Annotated in this window: 15 protein-coding genes and 1 pseudogene; 5 read left to right on the top strand and 11 right to left on the bottom strand. The window is 72.7% G+C overall.

Annotated elements, in window-relative coordinates:
* Positions 1-221: 221 nt before the first annotated feature.
* Positions 222-1,427, top strand: coding sequence for an ornithine--oxo-acid transaminase (gene rocD / locus G3I54_RS23275; RefSeq protein ID WP_164616815.1), 1,206 nt, complete (start codon positions 222-224; stop codon positions 1,425-1,427).
* A gap of 38 nt (positions 1,428-1,465) precedes the next feature.
* Here rocD and G3I54_RS23270 read toward each other — a convergent pair whose 3' ends face one another.
* From G3I54_RS23270 to G3I54_RS23260, 3 genes are all read right to left on the bottom strand, one after another.
* Positions 1,466-2,653, bottom strand: a complete 1,188-nt coding sequence (locus tag G3I54_RS23270) for a glutathionylspermidine synthase family protein (protein ID WP_164616814.1) — start codon at positions 2,651-2,653, stop codon at positions 1,466-1,468.
* Positions 2,654-2,659: 6 nt separating this feature from the next.
* Positions 2,660-2,968 (bottom strand): hypothetical protein, encoded by a 309-nt coding sequence (locus G3I54_RS23265; protein ID WP_164616813.1) that lies wholly within the window; start codon positions 2,966-2,968, stop codon positions 2,660-2,662.
* A 111-nt stretch (positions 2,969-3,079) separates the two neighbouring features.
* Entirely contained in the window at positions 3,080-4,480 is a 1,401-nt protein-coding gene (locus tag G3I54_RS23260) for a PLP-dependent aminotransferase family protein (protein ID WP_164616812.1), read from the bottom strand.
* 47 nt (positions 4,481-4,527) lie between these two features.
* Here G3I54_RS23260 and G3I54_RS23255 point away from each other — a divergent pair, with 47 nt between their 5' ends.
* Together G3I54_RS23255 and G3I54_RS23250 are read left to right on the top strand one after the other, a co-directional pair.
* Entirely contained in the window at positions 4,528-5,043 is a 516-nt protein-coding gene (locus tag G3I54_RS23255) for a carboxymuconolactone decarboxylase family protein (protein ID WP_164616811.1), read from the top strand.
* 29 nt (positions 5,044-5,072) lie between these two features.
* Positions 5,073-5,816: an isocitrate lyase/phosphoenolpyruvate mutase family protein gene (locus G3I54_RS23250; protein ID WP_164616810.1), complete on the top strand. Its 744-nt coding sequence runs from the start codon at positions 5,073-5,075 to the stop codon at positions 5,814-5,816.
* Positions 5,817-5,892: 76 nt separating this feature from the next.
* On the opposite strand, the gene G3I54_RS23245 is transcribed toward G3I54_RS23250, so the two are convergent.
* From G3I54_RS23245 to G3I54_RS23230, 4 genes are all read right to left on the bottom strand, one after another.
* A complete protein-coding gene (locus G3I54_RS23245) occupies positions 5,893-6,882 on the bottom strand; it encodes a malate dehydrogenase (RefSeq protein WP_164616809.1) in 990 nt (329 codons plus the stop codon).
* Positions 6,883-7,136: 254 nt separating this feature from the next.
* Positions 7,137-8,351: an XRE family transcriptional regulator gene (locus G3I54_RS23240; RefSeq protein ID WP_164616808.1), complete on the bottom strand. Its 1,215-nt coding sequence runs from the start codon at positions 8,349-8,351 to the stop codon at positions 7,137-7,139.
* Positions 8,352-8,881: 530 nt separating this feature from the next.
* The gene (locus tag G3I54_RS23235; RefSeq protein ID WP_164616807.1) at positions 8,882-9,445 is read right to left on the bottom strand and encodes a DUF3017 domain-containing protein; all 564 of its coding nucleotides are present in this window, start codon (positions 9,443-9,445) and stop codon (positions 8,882-8,884) included.
* Positions 9,446-9,469: 24 nt separating this feature from the next.
* Entirely contained in the window at positions 9,470-10,351 is an 882-nt protein-coding gene (locus tag G3I54_RS23230) for a bifunctional methylenetetrahydrofolate dehydrogenase/methenyltetrahydrofolate cyclohydrolase (RefSeq protein WP_030084515.1), read from the bottom strand.
* A gap of 220 nt (positions 10,352-10,571) precedes the next feature.
* Between G3I54_RS23230 and G3I54_RS23225 the strand changes: the two genes are divergently transcribed.
* Positions 10,572-11,195 (top strand): RDD family protein, encoded by a 624-nt coding sequence (locus G3I54_RS23225; RefSeq protein ID WP_164616806.1) that lies wholly within the window; start codon positions 10,572-10,574, stop codon positions 11,193-11,195.
* Between the two features lie 75 nt (positions 11,196-11,270).
* On the opposite strand, the gene G3I54_RS23220 is transcribed toward G3I54_RS23225, so the two are convergent.
* The 3 genes from G3I54_RS23220 to purN all read right to left on the bottom strand — a co-directional run bounded on the left by G3I54_RS23220 (position 11,271) and on the right by purN (position 15,145).
* Positions 11,271-12,800, bottom strand: a complete 1,530-nt coding sequence (locus G3I54_RS23220; protein WP_164616805.1) for a DUF2079 domain-containing protein — start codon at positions 12,798-12,800, stop codon at positions 11,271-11,273.
* Positions 12,801-12,948: 148 nt separating this feature from the next.
* Positions 12,949-14,502 carry a bifunctional phosphoribosylaminoimidazolecarboxamide formyltransferase/IMP cyclohydrolase gene (purH, locus tag G3I54_RS23215; RefSeq protein ID WP_164616804.1) on the bottom strand — a complete coding sequence of 518 codons (1,554 nt, stop codon included), beginning with the start codon at positions 14,500-14,502 and terminating at the stop codon, positions 12,949-12,951.
* Positions 14,489-15,145 (bottom strand): phosphoribosylglycinamide formyltransferase, encoded by a 657-nt coding sequence (purN, locus tag G3I54_RS23210; protein WP_164616803.1) that lies wholly within the window; start codon positions 15,143-15,145, stop codon positions 14,489-14,491. The genes purH and purN overlap by 14 nt, the downstream gene beginning before the upstream one ends.
* A gap of 271 nt (positions 15,146-15,416) precedes the next feature.
* Here purN and G3I54_RS23205 point away from each other — a divergent pair, with 271 nt between their 5' ends.
* Positions 15,417-16,364, top strand: a complete 948-nt coding sequence (locus G3I54_RS23205) for a hypothetical protein (protein ID WP_164616802.1) — start codon at positions 15,417-15,419, stop codon at positions 16,362-16,364.
* Here G3I54_RS23205 and G3I54_RS23200 read toward each other — a convergent pair.
* Positions 16,354-16,748: pseudogene (locus tag G3I54_RS23200) on the bottom strand (hypothetical protein); the annotation flags it as partial. The gene G3I54_RS23205 and the pseudogene G3I54_RS23200 overlap by 11 nt on opposite strands.

The raw sequence follows: 16,748 nt of genomic DNA, 5'->3' as shown, positions 1-16,748 counted from the left end.
GTACGGGGGCGATCTCCGGCAGCCGGTGCGGGGCGGAGAGGGCGCGTAACCGCAGGAGCCCGGAGCACGGGAGCGCACGGCTGAGACGAACCGCACATTCCGGCCGCCCGGCGCGCGACGGCGGGCGCGCCGCGCGGTGGAGGTTTCCCGGCGCGGGTTCCGACCGACGATACAAAGTGGGCACCACCCCCCGCCCACGCCGCACGACGAACGGAGATCCCGTGTCGACCACGGAAACCGCCATCGCCTCCGCCGAGGCGCACAGCGCGCACAACTACCACCCGTTGCCGGTCGTCGTGGCCACGGCGGAGGGCGCCTGGATGACCGATGTCGAGGGCCGTAGGTATCTGGACCTGCTGGCCGGATACTCGGCGCTCAATTTCGGCCATGGCAACCGGCGTCTCATCGACGCGGCCAAGGCCCAGCTGGAACGGGTGACGCTGACCTCCCGGGCCTTCCACCACGACCGGTTCGCCGACTTCTGTACGGAGCTGGCGGCGCTGTGCGGCATGGAGACGGTGCTGCCGATGAACACCGGGGCGGAGGCCGTGGAGACCGCGGTGAAGACCGCCCGCAAGTGGGGCTACCGGGTCAAGGGCGTGCCGGACGGCATGGCGAAGATCATCGTGGCCTCGGACAACTTCCACGGCCGCACGACGACGATCGTCAGCTTCTCCACGGACCCGGAGGCGCGGGCCGACTTCGGCCCGTACACCCCAGGGTTCGAGATCGTGCCGTACGGGGATCTCACCGCGATGCGGGAGGCGATGACCGAGAACACCGTGGCGGTGCTGATCGAGCCGATCCAGGGCGAGGCCGGAGTGCTGGTGCCGCCGGCCGGCTATCTGCCCGGCGTACGGGAGCTGACCCGCGAGCGGAACGTGCTGTTCGTCGCGGACGAGATCCAGTCGGGCCTTGGGCGGACCGGGAAGACGTTCGCGCTGGACCACGAGGGTGTGGTGCCGGACATGTACGTGCTCGGCAAGGCCTTGGGCGGCGGAGTGGTGCCGGTCTCCGCGGTGGTCTCGTCGGCGGATGTGCTCGGCGTGTTCCGGCCCGGTGAGCACGGCTCCACCTTCGGCGGGAACCCGCTGGCCTGTGCGGTGGCGCTGGAGGTGATCGCGATGCTGCGGACCGGCGAGTACCAGCAGCGGGCGGCCGAGCTGGGCGACCATCTGCACCGGGAGCTGGGCCTGTTGACGGGCGGCGGCGCGGTGGAGGCGGTGCGCGGCCGGGGCCTGTGGGCGGGCGTGGACATCGCACCGGCGCTGGGCACCGGCCGGGAGATCTCCGAGAAGCTGATGGAGCAGGGGGTGCTGGTGAAGGACACCCACGGCTCCACGATCCGGATCGCCCCGCCGCTGGTGATCTCCAAGGAGGACCTGGACTGGGGCCTGGACCGGCTGCGGGCGGTGCTGAGCGCCTGAGGCCGGTCCCGTACCCGTGACCACTAACCCGGAGTGGCTCAGAGGATGACGTGGGGCAGGAATCGGGCGTACTCGTCCGTGACCGGCCCCGCCGACTCCCGAATGCCGAGCCCCGCCGCCTCGTCCTCGACGATCCACGCGCCGAGCACCACCCGGTTGCCGTCGATGTCCGGCAGCGGGGCCAACTCCTGGTAGCAGCACGGCTCGTCGCGCAGGACGGGCGGGGAGCCGGGGCCGTGCAGATCGACCCCGGCGCCCTCGCGGCCGAGCAGCGGCTTGGAGACGTACCCCGCCCCGCCGGGCCCGGCCAGCTCGCGCGGTCCTTCGAGGTAGGCGGGGAGCAGGTTCGGGTGGCCGGGGTGGAGCTCCCAGAGGATCGCGAGCAGCGCCTTGTTGGAGAGCAGCATCTTCCAGGCGGGCTCGATCCAGCAGGTGGTGCCGGAGCCGCCGCCGTTGTCGGGGGTGTCCAGCACCTGCGGCCCGAAGCGGTCGGTGGCCAGCCACTCCCAGGGGTAGAGCTTGAAGCAGCTGCGGATGAAGCGGAGCCGGTCGTCGACGAACCGCCCGGACAGCCGGTCCCAGCCGATCTCCTCGACGGACAGCGCCTCGGTGTCGATGCCGGCCTGCTGGGCGGTCTCGCGCAGATACGCGACCGTCATCAGGTCCTCGCCCGCCTCGTCGCCGTCGGAGTGGACGAAGTGCAGCGGTCCGGGCGGCAGGAGATGCGCCTGCCGTTTCCAGGCGTCCACCAGCCGCTCGTGCAGGGAGTTCCACTGGTCGGCGCCGGGGAAGCGGTCCTCCATCCAGAACCACTGCGCGCTCGCGGCCTCCACCAGCGAGGTCGGCGTGTCGGCGTTGTACTCCAGCATCTTCGCCGGGCCGCCACCGTCGTAGCGCAGATCGAACCGTCCGTACACGGAGGGCAGTTCGGCGCGGCGGCGCCAGGACTCGGCGACCAGTGCGGCCAGCCTCGGGTCGGTGATGCCGAGGTCGGCGAAGCGGTCCTGCTCGACGATGTGCGCGGCGGCGGCCAGGCACATCGTGTGCAGTTCCTCGACGGTCCCCTCCAGGGCCTCGACCTCGGGCAGCGAGAAGACGTAGTAGGCGCTCTCGTCCCAGTACGGACGCAGCGAGTCGTCCGGGTAGCGGGTGAGCGGGTAGACGACGCCCTGCGACTCGACGGTCTCCTGCCAGCCGGGGCGCGGCTCGATCGTGCGGCGCTCCATCTCCGCTCAGCCCCCGCCGGACCTGGAACAGCCGAAGCCGCCGCGGTCGACCGCGGACTTATCGAAGCTGCCGCCCTGCACCTTGCCGTCGTAGCTGCTGGTGCTGCCGCCGTAGTAGTACGAGCCCCGGCCGCCGCCGGAACCGCCCGAGCCGCCGCCGCTGCCGCCCCGGCACTCGTAACTGGGCAGGGTCTCGCGGGTCGTCCGGTCGGCGCAGCGCCGGTCCGGCTCCGAGCCGCAGGACGCGACCGTCAGGGCGAGCAGCCCCATGCCGCCGAGCACGACCGTGCTCGACCTCAGCCTTCGTTTGGACATACGCGGTTCTCCCCCGTGGTACGCGATCGGGCCCGGCCGCCTTCTTCCTGTTCCACCACCGGACCACTTGTCAGATTAGTTAACCGGGGGGCGGGTTCGGAAGCCGACTGCTTACGGCAGCACCCGGCACAGGGCGTCCAGCGCGCCCGCCCAGGCGCTCTCGGACGGTGAGCCGTAGCCGATCACCAGGGCGTCACGGGCGGCCGGGGCGTCCGGGTGGCGGTAGCGGGCGAGGCCGTCCAGCGCCAGGCCCTGGAACGCCGCCGCCTGGATCACCGAACGCTCGGCGCCCGCCGGGAGTTCGAGGACCGCGTGCAGCCCGGCCGCGATCCCGCTGACCTCGATGCCCGGCGCGCGCTCCGCGAGCGCCGCGACGAGCTGGTCGCGGCGGCGGCGGTAGCGCAGCCGCATGGAGCGCACATGCCGGTCGTACGCCCCCGAGGCGATGAACTCCGCGAGCGTGAGCTGGTCGGGCGAGCCGGACATCCACTCGGACACGCCCTTCGCCGCCACCACCTCCGCCACCAGGCTCCGGGGCAGCACCATCCAGCCCAGCCGCAGCGCCGGGGCCAGCGACTTGCTGACGGTGCCGAGATGGACGACCCGCTCCGGATCGAGGCCCTGGAGCGCGCCCACCGGCTGCCGGTCGTACCGGAACTCCCCGTCGTAGTCGTCCTCCAGGATCAGCCCGCCGGTGGACCGGGCCCAGTCGACGGCGGCGGCCCGCCGGTCCGGGTGCAGCGGTACGCCGGTGGGGAACTGGTGCGCCGGGGTCAGCAGCACCGCTCCCGCGCCGCGCATCGCGGCCGGCTCGCCGGTGCGCGACCCGTGCTCGTCCAGCGGCAGGCACGGGGTGCGCAGCCCGGCCTCGGTGAGGAGGTCTCTATGGAGGTCGAGGCCGTACGACTCGACGGCGACGTCCCGGACCCGGCGGCGGCGCAGCACCCGGCCCAGCAGAGACAGCCCGTGCGCGAAGCCGGAGCAGATCACGATGCGCTCCGGGTCGGCGTACACCCCGCGCGCCCGCGCCAGATACTCGGCCAGCACCGTGCGCAGTTCGACGCGGCCGTGCGGATCGCCGTAGCCGAAGGCCTCGTCGGGTGCGGCGGTGAGCGCCTTGCGGGCGGCCTTGAGCCAGGCGGTGCGCGGAAAGGCGGACAGGTCCGGCGAACCGGGCTTCAGGTCGTACCCGGCTCCGGACCGGGCCGGCCGGGAGGGGGCCGCCGCCGGGTCCGTCCGGCGCGGGGCGGACCGCTGGGCGACCCGGGTGCCCGAGCCCTGGCGGGCGGTGAGCCAGCCCTCGGCGACCAGTTCGGCGTAGGCGTCGGCGACCGTGTTGCGGGCGATGCCCAGGTCGGCGGCGAGCACCCGGGAGGACGGCAGCCGGGTGCCGGGCGTCAGCCGGCCGGTGCGCACCGCCTCCCGCAGCGCCGCCATCAGCCCGCTGCGGAGCCCCTGGCCGACCGGTTCCAGATGCAGGTCCGCGCCGAAAGTGGCCCAGGAATCCGTCATGGCAATGGACCATACCGGGGTGCCATCGGGACCGTAGCGTCGTCCTCATGACCTCGACACACGGACACCACCACTCCCCCGCCGACCTCGCCCCCGAGCACCCGGCCCGGATCTCCGTCTCCCAGCTCCTCCCCGACGTCTACAAGGCGATGATCCGGCTCGACATCGCCGCCCGTAAGGGGCTGGACCCGCTCCTGGTGGAGCTGGTGAAGATCCGGGCCTCGCAGCTGAACCGCTGCGCGTTCTGCCTGGACATGCACAGCAAGGACGCGCTCGCGGCGGGCGAGTCCGTCGAGCGGATCGTGCAGCTCAGCGCCTGGGAGGAGTCGCAGCACTTCTACACCGAGAAGGAGCTGGCGGCGCTCGCCCTGACCGAGGCGGTCACCGTCCTGACCGACGGCTTCGTCCCGGACGAGGTGTACGCGAAGGCCGCCGAGCACTTCGAGGAGACCGAGCTGGCCCAGCTGATCGCGGCCATCACCGTGATCAACGCCTGGAACCGCTTCGGCGTCACCGGCCGGCTGGCCCCGGGCCACTACACGCCCGGCGACCACAAGAGCTGACCGCGAACCCCACCCCCGAGGAGAGTCCTGTGACCGACCCGGTCTCCGTCTTCCGCGCCCTGCACCACGGCCGCGCCCCCGACGACCCGCTGGTGCTGCCCGGCCCGTGGGACGCGGCGAGCGCGCGGGCGCTGGAGGAGGCCGGGTTCCCGGCGCTGGCGGTCCCGAGCGCGGGTGTCGCCGCCTCGCTCGGCCACGAGGACGGCCGCACCCCGGCGGACGAGATGTTCGCCGCCGTGGCCCGGATCGCCCGCGCGGTCTCCGTACCCGTGTCGGCGGACATCGAGGCCGGGTACGGGCTGGAGCCGAAGGAGCTGGTGGAGCGGCTCCTGACGGCGGGGGTGGTCGGCTGCAACCTGGAGGACTCGGTGGACGGCGTCCTGCTGGACCCGGCGGACCAGGCCGACCGGCTGGCCCGCTTCCGCGAGGCGGCGGGCGACCGGCTCTTCCTCAACGCCCGCGTGGACGTGTACCTCTACGACGCGCCCGCCGGTACGGACCGGTCGGCGGCCGCGCTCGACCGGGCCAGGCGCTACGCGGCGGCGGGCGCCGACGGCGTCTACCCGATCGCCGCGCCGCCCGAGGAGCTGCCCGCACTGGCCGCCGCCGTGCCGCTGCCGCTGAACGCCCTCGGTACGCCGGACTCCCCGGCCGCCGTGCGCCGGCTGGGCGAACTGGGCGCGGCCCGGATCACCTTCGGCCCCGCCCTCCAGCGGCTGGCGGTGGCGGCGGCGCGCGGGGCGGCGGAGGCGTTGCGGCAGGGCCTGCGGTAGACGCGCGGACGCCGAACCGCCGAACGCCCCCGGCAGCAGAGGCTGCCGGGGGCGTTCGGGGTGGTGCGGGTGCGGATCAGATGAGGCCGAGCTCGCGGACCGCGTCGCGCTCCTCGGTGAGCTCCTTGACCGACGCGTCGATGCGCGCACGGGAGAACTCGTTGATGTCCAGGCCCTGGACGATCTCGTACTTTCCGTCCTTCGTGGTGACCGGGAAGGAGGAGATGATGCCCTCGGGGACGCCGTAGGAGCCGTCCGACGGGATGCCCATCGAGGTCCAGTCGCCCTCGGCGGTGCCGTTGACCCAGGTGTGCACGTGGTCGATGGCGGCGTTGGCGGCCGAAGCGGCCGAGGACGCGCCACGGGCCTCGATGATCGCGGCGCCGCGCTTGGCGACGGTCGGGATGAAGGTGTCGGCCAGCCACACCTCGTCGTCGACGACCTCGGCCGCGTTCTTGCCGGCGATCTCCGCGTGGAAGATGTCCGGGTACTGGGTGGCCGAGTGGTTGCCCCAGATCGTCAGCTTCTTGATGTCGGAGACGGCGGCGCCGGTCTTGGCGGCCAGCTGCGAGATCGCGCGGTTGTGGTCCAGGCGGGTCATCGCGGTGAAGCGCTCGGCCGGTACGTCCGGGGCGGCGGCCTGCGCGATGAGCGCGTTGGTGTTGGCCGGGTTGCCGACGACGAGGACCTTGATGTCGTCCGCGGCGTTGTCGTTGATGGCCTTGCCCTGCGGCTTGAAGATGCCGCCGTTGGCGGCGAGCAGGTCGCCGCGCTCCATGCCCTTGGTGCGCGGGCGGGCGCCGACGAGCAGGGCGACGTTCGCACCGGCGAAGCCGACGTTCGGGTCGTCGGTGATCTCGATGTTGCGCAGCAGCGGGAAGGCGCAGTCGTCGAGCTCCATCGCGGTGCCCTCGGCGGCCTTGAGGCCCTGCGGGATCTCCAGGAGGCGCAGGTTGACCGGCACGTCCGGGCCGAGCAGGTGGCCGGAGGCGATGCGGAAGAGCAGCGCGTAGCCGATCTGGCCGGCTGCGCCGGTCACGGTGACATTCACGGGAGTGCGGGTCATGGCGGTCTCCGTTTAGACAGCTGGCGGTGGGGGTCCCGGCCCCTGGTGCCGGACCCTGGTGCTGGACACCCTCCGCGCCCGACGAATCTTGACGTGAAGAGACATCCAGCGGTCAGGCTATCGGACCCGGCCGGGCCGGGCCGCCCGGCCCCCTGTGGCACCGCACACAGACGGTCACGCACCGCACGCGCCGTACGCACCGCACGCGCGGGCGACGGCGGCTCCGGGCGGAGGCCGACCGCCCGGAGCCGGTGTCACTCGCCCGGGTCGGTGCACCCCTTCGTGCCGGAGGCGGTGAGCGTCGCGCACGCCTTCGCGTCGGACGCCTTCTTCACCGCGACCATCGGGGTGTACGCGTCGGTGTCCCCCATGACCTCGCCGTTCTGGGGGCCGGCGCCCCCGGTGATCTGCACGGTGTCGCCGATCGCCGCCTCGGTGAGGCGGGCCCAGGCGGCGGAGCAGACCTTGCTGTAGCGGACCTCGACCTTACTGCCGCCGACCACGGCGCTGGCCACCGTACGGGCGAACTCGCCGCCGCAGCCCATCGCCTCGGGGTCCTGCCCGGCGCAGTCCGCGCCGCTGCACTCGACGCCCACGGGCAGCTCCGGGGCGGCCGTGGTGGGGGCCGCCGACGGGGGCGGGGTGGCCTTGGCGGCCTCGTCGCCGCCCGGGGCGAGCAGCACCGCGCCGACCACGACGATCAGCGCGCCGACGGCCCCGACGGCGAGCATGACGCCCTTCCGGCGGCCGCCTGGCGTCCTGCCCGGCCCGGTGCCGCCCGCATTCCGACCTGAGCCGGAGCCGCCGTCGGTGTTCGGCGCCGTGTTCCGCTCCGGTCGCCGCCCGCCCTGGTCCGGCCCGCCGTCGTACGGCCGGTCCTGGTGGCCGGCGGGGTGCGGTGCGGTGCCTCGCTGGGTGGGGACGGTGAGTCGGCGCGTGTCGTCGTCGCCGGGCACGTAACCCCCGCCGCCGTACGGGTCATTGCCGTAGGCGTCACGGGGCGGGGCGTCGGCACCGGCCGGGCCCGCGGCGGTGGGAACCCGCGCGCTGGATCCGGACGCGCTGTGCCGGCCGCCGGTGGAGGGCCGGCCGGACCGGCCGGACCCGGGAGCGTCGGGAGCCGTCGTGCCGAGCTCGCCGAGCGCGGCCCGGGCCTGCGTGATGCGGATGGCCTCCATCGTCATGTCGTGACGCATCTCGGCCCGGCTCCAGGCCCGCTCCGCCAGCTCCCACATGGTCGTGAGGTGGTGCTGCGGGGTGCCCGTCACCTCGGCGAGAGCCACGACGGCCCCGCGCGGGGCGAGCAGCCGCCCGTTGAGATACCGCTCCCAGGACGTCTTGCTGTAACCCGTGCGGTCGGCCACCGCGTTGATGTTCAGTCCGCTGCGGTCGACGAGTCGGCGCAGCTGGCTGGCGAACTCCCTGATCTGCGGGTCGAGCTCTTCGGGCAGTGCCTTCCAACGAGGCATCGCGTTTCCCCCCTCATGTCCCCCGGACGTGCTTGCTGTACCCCGCTGCGCCGGGTCCCCCGACCCGCGCTTCCCCCGGTCCGCCCGTTGTCCGTCCGTTCCGGACCGTCAACTGGACTACCCACGAGGATGCGCGGAACCAGGGTGTCAGTTCCTGACGAGGGGGCGCACGGGAGCATTCGGGACAGGGTACGCATCTTTACGCGCCCCGATCGCTGTTCCGGCCACTGCTCTGCCTGCTCCGTGCCGCTCTGTGTGCCGTGACAGTCTGCCATCGTTGCGCGGCGATCACACCGTGCCGGAATGGTCACTTCCGTGCCACAGGCCACAGTGAGCGCTTGTCCCGGCCTTTCATGTCCATGACTCTGGAGTCGGGACGGGGCAAGGCCGCCCATCTCGCCGCATACCGGGGCTACTTGCCCGGTGGCCCCGTTCCGCCGTGGTGTCCGTCCCTCCTCGGGGGTGGGGACGGGCACCACGGGTCGGCTCCTCGGGCCCGCACCGCGGTCCGGCGCCCCGGGCGGATCCGCCTAGCGGATCGTGAAGCGGACCGCGTCCTCCAGGATCGGGACGTCCAGCCACGGCTCGGGCTGGGCGACCAGCGCGAGCAGCACGATCAGCGTGCCCATCAGCCCGTACGTGACCAGGTCGGTGAACCGGGACCGTACCGCCAGCATCCCGACCGAGGGCACCACCCAGCGCAGCACGGCACCGCCGATCAGCGCACCGCCGATCAGGATGGTGCCGATGCGGAACGCCTGGTCGAACGGGTCCAGGACCACGATCAGCAGACCGAGGCCCGCCGCGCAGAGCACGGTGAGCAGGGGCCACTGCCGGGCCGGGGCGGGCGCGTCGCCGGACGCCGCCCGACCGCCGCCCTCGGGCCGGGCGGTGTCCCGGGTGAACCGGGGGAACCGCCGTGACCGGCGGGGCCGCCCGGCGATCACGGCGTCGGCCGCGGCGGCCTTGCCCGCGGTCCCGTCGGCAGCCTCGTCCGCGTCCGTGACCGCGGCTTTGCCCGAAGCCGTACCCGAGGCTTCGTCGGTGGCCCTGCCCGAAGCCTCGTCCTCGGCCGGACTCGTACCAGCACCCATGGGGTTCCCTCCGGATCCGGGCTGTCAGCCCGCGGCGGCGGCGTCGGCGGCCTCGGAGGCGGCCCGCTCGGCCGCCTCGACCACGTTGACCAGCAGCTGCGCACGGGTCATCGGGCCGACGCCACCGGGGTTCGGGGCGACCCAGGCGGCCACCTCGCGGACCCCCGGGTGCACATCGCCGACGATCTTGCCGTCCGCGTCCCGGCTGACGCCGACGTCGAGCACGGCCGCGCCCGGCTTGACGTCCTCGGGCTTGATCAGGTGCTGCACCCCGGCGGCGGCGACGATGATGTCGGCCTGCCGCAGGTGCGAGGAGAGGTCCCGGGTGCCGGTGTGGCACTGGGTCACCGTGGCGTTCTCCGTCTTACGGGTCAGCAGCAGCGGGATCGACCGGCCGATGGTGACACCGCGTCCGACGACCACGACATGCGCCCCGTTGATCTCCACGCCGTGCGCGCGCAGCAGCTGGACGACGCCCTGCGGGGTGCAGGGCAGCGGGCCGGTCTCGTTGAGGACGAGGCGGCCGAGGCTCATCGGGTGCAGCCCGTCGGCGTCCTTCGCCGGGTCCATCAGCTCCAGGACCCGGTTGGTGTCGATGCCCTTGGGCAGCGGCAGCTGGACGATGTAACCGGTGCACTCGGGGTTGGCGTTGAGCTCCCGGACGACGTCCTCGATCTCCTCCTGCGTGGCGGTGTCGGGAAGTTCGCGCTGGATGGAGCCGATGCCGACCTGGGCGCAGTCACGGTGCTTGCCGTTGACGTACCACCGGCTGCCCGGGTCGTCCCCGACGAGCAGGGTTCCGAGGCCGGGAGTGATCCCCTGGGCCTTGAGGGCCGCCACACGGACGGTCAGATCGGATTTGATCGCGGCAGCGGTGGCCTTGCCATCGAGAATCTGGGCAGTCATGGGCCCATCCTCGCGGATGACCCCGCCCGCATACCAATTGCCGGCGCCACCCCCGTACCGGAGATTGCACTTGCACAACTTCCGGGGCCCCGGACTGGACAAACGCGGGTCCCGCTTATAACGATGAAGGCCGCGGTTGTACGGGGGGCGGGCCGCTGATCGATGTCCTTCCTCCGTGTGGCCATCTCGTCCCCACACGTCTGTTGAAGGAACACCCCTTATGAGCTTCGGCGACCCGAACAACCCGTACGGGCAGCAGCCCGGCCAGCCTCCCCAGGGCCCGCCGCAGGGACAGCCCGGTTACGGCTACCCGCAGCAGGCTCCGCAGGGCGTCCCGCAGCAGGGCTACGGCTACCCCCAGCAGCAGCCCGGCCAGCCGTACGGGGCGTACCCGCAGCAGCCGGGTTACGGCGGCCAGCAGCCTGGCTACGGCAACGGCATGCCGGAGCTGGCCCACTGGGGTCTGCGGTTCGGGGGGACGATCATCGACGGGATCATCATCTTCATCCCGTACATCGTCTTCATCGCCATCGGCGGCGCCATGGGCGACTCGGCCGGCGGCGTGATGGTCATGATCGGCGCTCTGCTGGCGTTCGGCCTCGGTATCTGGCAGCTGTACCAGGAGGGCACCACCGGTCAGACGATCGGCAAGAAGGCCGTGGGCATCCGCCTGCTGCGCGAGGCCGACGGCCGTCCGCTGGGCTTCGGCATGGCCTTCGTGCGCCGCCTGGCCCACATCCTCGACTCGCCCTGCTACATCGGCTTCCTGTGGCCGCTGTGGGACGAGAAGAAGCAGACGTTCGCGGACAAGGTCTGCTCGACGGTGGTCGTCAAGGCCGGCTGACGCTCCCTTCCGGAATGCCGCGAGGGCCGCACCCGCTCCTGGGTGCGGCCCTCGCGGCATGCCGAGGGGCCCGGGTCAGTCCTTGCGTACGCCCGGGATCTCTTCCGGTTCCGGCGTCGTGCGCTCCATCACCACGAAGCTGCCGCCCCGGTGCTTGAGCCGGTAGCGCGCCTCGGGGTGCAGCTGCTCGGCGTACGCCACCGGGTCCTGGATCGGGCGGGACCAGCCGAAGTCCAGGTTGATGGCGACGATGTCGGGTGCGGTGCCGGGGGCTCCGCCGACCCAGTAGACGGTGCGGTCGGAGGTGAGGTGGGCCATCAGCGTGATGTCCGTCTCGACCCGCGACCCGGCCGGGATGGCGTCCAGCGCCGCCCGGGCCGCCTGGCTGCGGGCGTCGTCGGTGCGGTAGGTCTCCGGGCGCAGCAGATCGCGCAGCGGCAGATGCTGGGTCATCGCGACGGCGATCGCGGCGGCGACGGGCACGGCGACCTTCGCGTACGAGGCGAGCCAGGGCCGCTGCGAGTCGCGGCTGCGGCGGACGCCGTCGGCCAGCGCGAGGAAGAGCACCGGCATGAGGATCGCGCTGTAGTGCCAGACCATGCCCCAGTGGTTGCTGTCCTGCGAGAGCAGCCGCCAGCCCAGCGTGGGAACGATCAGCAGCGTCAGCGGTGAACGCAGCGCCATGAACGCGGTGATGCCGATCAGGAAGACCAGCATCTCGATCTTGACGGAGGAGTTGAGGACGCCAAGGACGGAGTCCAGCATCGAGACGTCCTGCTCACCGTTCTTGTCGATCTTCTGCCAGTAGTCGTACGTCCCCGCGCTGCTGGCCGCCGGGATGAGGACCATGAGGGTGACCACGAAGGCGGCGACCCCGAAGGCGGCGAGCAGCGCGCCCTGGAGGCGGCGGCCGTACACGAAGAGCAGGAAGCCGACGACGGCGACGGTGGCGCCCAGGTCCTCCTTGACCAGGACCAGCGGGAGCGACCACAGGAGCGCGGCCGTCCACCGCTTCAGGAGCAGCGCCCGGCAGACGAGGGCCAGCAGCGGCACGGCGAAGGCGATCTCGTGGAAGTCGGCCTTCACCGCTTCCTGGATCCCCCAGGAAAGCCCGTACGCGACGGTGACGCAGAGCCCGGAGCGTCCGCCGAGGAGCTGCTGCGTGGTGCGGCCGACGACGACCGCGCCCAGCGCGAACAGCGCGGCCTGGGCGAACAGCAGGGCCTCGGCCGACGGCCAGAGCCAGTAGAGCGGGGCCAGCAGCGCCACGATCGGCGAGAAGTGGTCACCGAGGATCAGATAGCCGGGGCCCTTGATGTCGACGACCGGGGCGTCGAAAGCGGCGTACGCCCTGACCTCCTGCTCGAAGATCCCCAGGTCCCAGGAGGGCGAGCCGAAACGGCTGTACTGGAAGTACGAGTAGAGGAAGTAGAGCGCGCACAGAACGGCGCCGGCGATGAGGTACGGACGCAGGGGTACGCGTTCGGCGGCGATGTCGCCCGTACGCGGCGCATCGCCGGCCGGGCGGGCGTCCGGCCCCGGCCCCTGGGCGGGCAGGCGGCCCGGCTCCGACCGGTCCGTTCCACTCTTGTTCAGCTCAAGCACGGTGACTGCCCCCGCTAGGGATTTCCACGGCCGTTCATCGGATACGGCCGTGTCATTAGAACAGAGCGGCGAGCGCGTTCCGTACGGCGGACACGGCGGCGGCCGCACCCCCGGGCAGGGGCGCGGCCGCCGGTGAACACGGGTCCGATCAGTGGAAGAAGTGGCGCGTGCCCGTGAGGTACATGGTCACGCCCGCCTTCTTCGCGGCCTCGATCACCAGCTCGTCACGGACGGATCCGCCGGGCTGGACGACGGCCTTGATACCGGCGGCCGTGAGGATCTCCAGGCCGTCGGGGAACGGGAAGAAGGCGTCGGACGCGGCGTACGAACCGGCCGCACGCTCCGCGCCCGCCCGCTCGACGGCGAGCTTCGCGGAGTCGACGCGGTTGACCTGGCCCATGCCGACGCCGACCGAGGCGCCGTCCTTGGCGAGCAGGATCGCGTTGGACTTGACCGCGCGGGACGCCTTCCAGGCGAAGGCCAGCTCCTTCAGCTCGGCCTCGGAGAGCGCGTCGCCGGTGGCGAGGGTCCAGTTGGCCGGGTCGTCGCCCTCGGCCTGGAGGCGGTCGGCGGCCTGGAGCAGCGCGCCGCCGTCGATGGCCTCGACCTCGAACGCGGCGGTCGGGGCCGCGGGGGCGAGCAGCACCCGGATGTTCTTCTTGCGGGCCAGCACCTCGACCGCGCCGTCCTCGTAGGCCGGGGCGACGATGACCTCGGTGAAGATCTCCGCGACCTGCTCGGCCAGCTCGACGGTCACCGGGCGGTTGACGGCGATGACGCCGCCGAACGCGGAGAGCGGGTCGCAGGCGTGCGCGTTGCGGTGCGCGGTGGCGACGTCGTCGGCGATGGCGATGCCGCACGGGTTGGCGTGCTTGATGATCGCGACGCAGGGCTCGGCGTGGTCATAGGCGGCGCGGCGGGCGGCGTCGGTGTCCGTGTAGTTGTTGTAGGACATCTCCTTGCCGTGCAGCTGCTCGGCCTCGGCGAGACCGCCGTCGCCGGAGGTGTAGAGCGCGGCGGGCTGGTGCGGGTTCTCGCCGTAGCGCAGGACGTTCTTGCGCGTGTAGGTGTCGCCGAGGAACTCGGGCAGGCCCGAGTCGTCGGCGGCCGCGTAGTCGTCGGCGAACCAGGAGGCGACGGCCACGTCGTAGGCGGCGGTGTGCTGGAAGGCCTCGGCGGCGAGCCGCTTGCGGGCGGTGAGGTCGAAGCCGCCGGCCTTGACGGCGGCGAGGACGTCGGCGTACCGCTCGGGGCTGGTGACGACCGCCACGGACGGGTGGTTCTTGGCGGCGGCGCGGACCATCGAGGGGCCGCCGATGTCGATCTGCTCGACGCACTCGTCGTCGGAGGCGCCCGAGGCGACGGTCTCCTTGAACGGGTAGAGGTTCACCACGACCAGGTCGAAGGGCTCGACGCCCAGCTCGGCGAGCTGCTCGCGGTGGGCGTCCAGGCGGAGGTCGGCGAGGATGCCGGCGTGCACCCGGGGGTGCAGCGTCTTGACGCGGCCGTCCAGGCACTCGGGGAAGCCGGTGAGCTCCTCGACCTTGGTGACCGGCACTCCGGCGGCGGCGATCCGCCCGGCGGTCGAGCCGGTGGAGACGAGCTCGACGCCCGCCTCGTGCAGACCGCGGGCGAGGTCTTCGAGCCCCGTCTTGTCGTAGACACTGACCAGGGCGCGGCAGATGGGCTTATTCACCGACATGACCGAGATGAACCTTTCGTCCCTCAATGCGACAGCCGTCACGGGCGATCCGCCCCACGGCCTCGACGAGCAGCGTGCGCTCGACTTCCTTGATGCGTTCGTGGAGAGCGGCTTCGCCCTCCGGGGTGTCCTCCTCGGTCACCTCGACCACGCCCTGCGCGATGATCGGACCGGTGTCGACGCCGTCGTCGACGAAGTGGACGGTGCACCCGGTGACCTTCACGCCGTACGCGAGCGCGTCACGCACGCCGTGGGCACCGGGAAAGCTGGGCAGCAGGGCGGGGTGGGTGTTGACGAACCGGCCGCCGAACGCGGCGAGGAACGCCGGGCCGACGATCTTCATGAAACCGGCGGAGACGACGAGGTCCGGGCTGTACCCGGCGACGGCGGCGGCGAGCGCCGCGTCCCACTCCGCCCGCGTCGCGTGGTCCTTGACCTTGCACACGAACGTGGGGATTCCGGCCCGCTCCGCACGCTCCAGACCACCGGTCCCGTCGCGGTCCGCGCCGACCGCGACGATCCGCGCCCCGTACCCGTCGGGGTCGTCGCCGATGGCGTCGAGGAGCGCCTGGAGATTCGTACCTGATCCGGAGACCAGCACGACCAGCCGGGCGGGAACGGCGGAGGAAGGCGGGGAGGCCACGTCGGGGCCCTTTCTCACGTGATGGCCGCGTGGGTGAGGCAAGTGCGGCATGCTCGGTGCGCTCTTTGTAGGGTCGTACGAAAGTATCGCTTCGCCCGATACGGGGAACCCTACGAACGGGCCGACCGTCAGCAACGATACCGGCACACCCGACGGCCCCCACGGGACGGGGGCGTGACCGGGAGGTAGCGTCAGGGGACAGCGAGCCGTCCACCGGGCGGACGAACCGTCCTTCGGGCGGACATGACGAGATGGGGAAGACGTTCACCACATGCCGGACCGACGCCGTCGCACCGCCTTCCGCCTCCCCCTGCCCGAGCGGTCCCCTCTGCTGATGCGGGAACGCCAGTCCTCTTCGCCGGACTCCTCCGCCCCGGATTCCTCCTCGGCCACCGGCTCCTCCGCCGGGAAGCCGCAGGAGGACAATCCGTTCGCCCCGCCGCCCGCGGACCGTCCGGACCAGCCGTGGCAGCCGCGCCGCCCCTCGGCGTCGAACGGGTCCGACGGCTCGGACGAGAACGGCGGCTCCGACGGAAACGGCGACGGCTCCTCCGGCGACCGCCCGGCCTGGGGCAGCCAGTGGAGCAACAAGCAGCCGGGCCGGGGCAACGGCGGCTTCGGCGGCCGCCCCGGCGGCAACGGCTCCGGCGGCCCCGGCAAGGGCGGAGCCGACCGCGGCGGCCCGGGCGGACTGCGCTGGGACCCCACCGACCCGGCACAGCGCCGCGCCCGTTACGCGGTGCTCGGCGGTATCTGGTCCCTCTTCTTCGCCCTGTTCGACTTCACGGAGATCGCCCTGCTGCTGGGCGCGCTCTCGACGTACTGGGCGATCAGCGCGCTCCGCACCCCGCTGAAGAACGCCTCCGCGACGGACCGTACGGGGACGGCCGGGGACGCTTCCGGGCTCGGGACCGGGACCGGGACCGGCGCGGGCGCCGCGGTGGACGGCGGCTCCGGGACCGCGCCCGCCGCCCCCTCGCCCGCCTCGCCCACCGCCACGGCACAGACCATCAGCAGCAAGCAGCAGACCACGGCGGCCGTCGGCGGCCTGGTGGCCGCCCTGCTGGCGCTGCTCATCGTGGCGACGACGTTCACCGTGCAGCTCGTCTACCGCGACTACTACACCTGCGTGAACGACGCTCTGACCAAGACCGCAGCGGTGTCCTGCAACGACCTGCTGCCGAAGCCGCTGGAGCCGCTCTTCGGCTTCAAGGAGTAGTCCCCGGGCCGTCCGGCTCCGCCGTGGGGCGGTCGGCGGGGCGGTCCGCGGCGAGATCGGCGGGGAAGTCGGCCATCAGGCCGCCCGAGCCTCGCTTCAGGGAGGCCCAACGGGCCTCCCTGAGGTCTTTCCCGTGCCAGGGATCCACCTGCTCGTGCTTTCCGTGCCAGGGGTCGGTCGGCAGGAAGTCGTACGGCTCGAACCCCGCGTCGCCGCGCCCCGCCGCCCGGCCCGGCAGCGCGCCGGAGGCCGATTCGGGCGCCGGGCCGGGGACCGGAACAGCACCTGGAGCGGCCCCCGTGGCGGCCGGGTTCGCGGAACGGCCCGGCCCGGCGTCACCGGCCCCTCCCTCCGCCTCGTCCGCCGCGCCGCCCCGCCCGCGCC

This window comes from Streptomyces sp. SID14515 (assembly GCF_010548505.1).
GTDB classification, from domain to species: domain Bacteria; phylum Actinomycetota; class Actinomycetes; order Streptomycetales; family Streptomycetaceae; genus Streptomyces; species Streptomyces caviscabies.
Note: the sequence above shows the minus strand (reverse complement) of the source record. Positions and strands in the feature narration are given on the sequence as shown.

What these genes read in the sequence shown, in the direction of transcription:
- G3I54_RS23230 (WP_030084515.1), bottom strand. Translation starts at nt 10,351, where the DNA reads ATGACTGCCCAGATTCTCGATGGCAAGGCCACCGCTGCCGCGATCAAA.
- G3I54_RS23245 (WP_164616809.1), bottom strand. Translation starts at nt 6,882, where the DNA reads ATGACCCGCACTCCCGTGAATGTCACCGTGACCGGCGCAGCCGGCCAG.
- purH (WP_164616804.1), bottom strand. Translation starts at nt 14,502, where the DNA reads ATGTCGGTGAATAAGCCCATCTGCCGCGCCCTGGTCAGTGTCTACGAC.
- G3I54_RS23255 (WP_164616811.1), top strand. Translation starts at nt 4,528, where the DNA reads ATGACCTCGACACACGGACACCACCACTCCCCCGCCGACCTCGCCCCC.
- G3I54_RS23240 (WP_164616808.1), bottom strand. Translation starts at nt 8,351, where the DNA reads ATGCCTCGTTGGAAGGCACTGCCCGAAGAGCTCGACCCGCAGATCAGG.
- G3I54_RS23270 (WP_164616814.1), bottom strand. Translation starts at nt 2,653, where the DNA reads ATGGAGCGCCGCACGATCGAGCCGCGCCCCGGCTGGCAGGAGACCGTC.
- G3I54_RS23205 (WP_164616802.1), top strand. Translation starts at nt 15,417, where the DNA reads ATGCCGGACCGACGCCGTCGCACCGCCTTCCGCCTCCCCCTGCCCGAG.
- G3I54_RS23260 (WP_164616812.1), bottom strand. Translation starts at nt 4,480, where the DNA reads ATGACGGATTCCTGGGCCACTTTCGGCGCGGACCTGCATCTGGAACCG.
- G3I54_RS23225 (WP_164616806.1), top strand. Translation starts at nt 10,572, where the DNA reads ATGAGCTTCGGCGACCCGAACAACCCGTACGGGCAGCAGCCCGGCCAG.
- G3I54_RS23235 (WP_164616807.1), bottom strand. Translation starts at nt 9,445, where the DNA reads ATGGGTGCTGGTACGAGTCCGGCCGAGGACGAGGCTTCGGGCAGGGCC.
- G3I54_RS23265 (WP_164616813.1), bottom strand. Translation starts at nt 2,968, where the DNA reads ATGTCCAAACGAAGGCTGAGGTCGAGCACGGTCGTGCTCGGCGGCATG.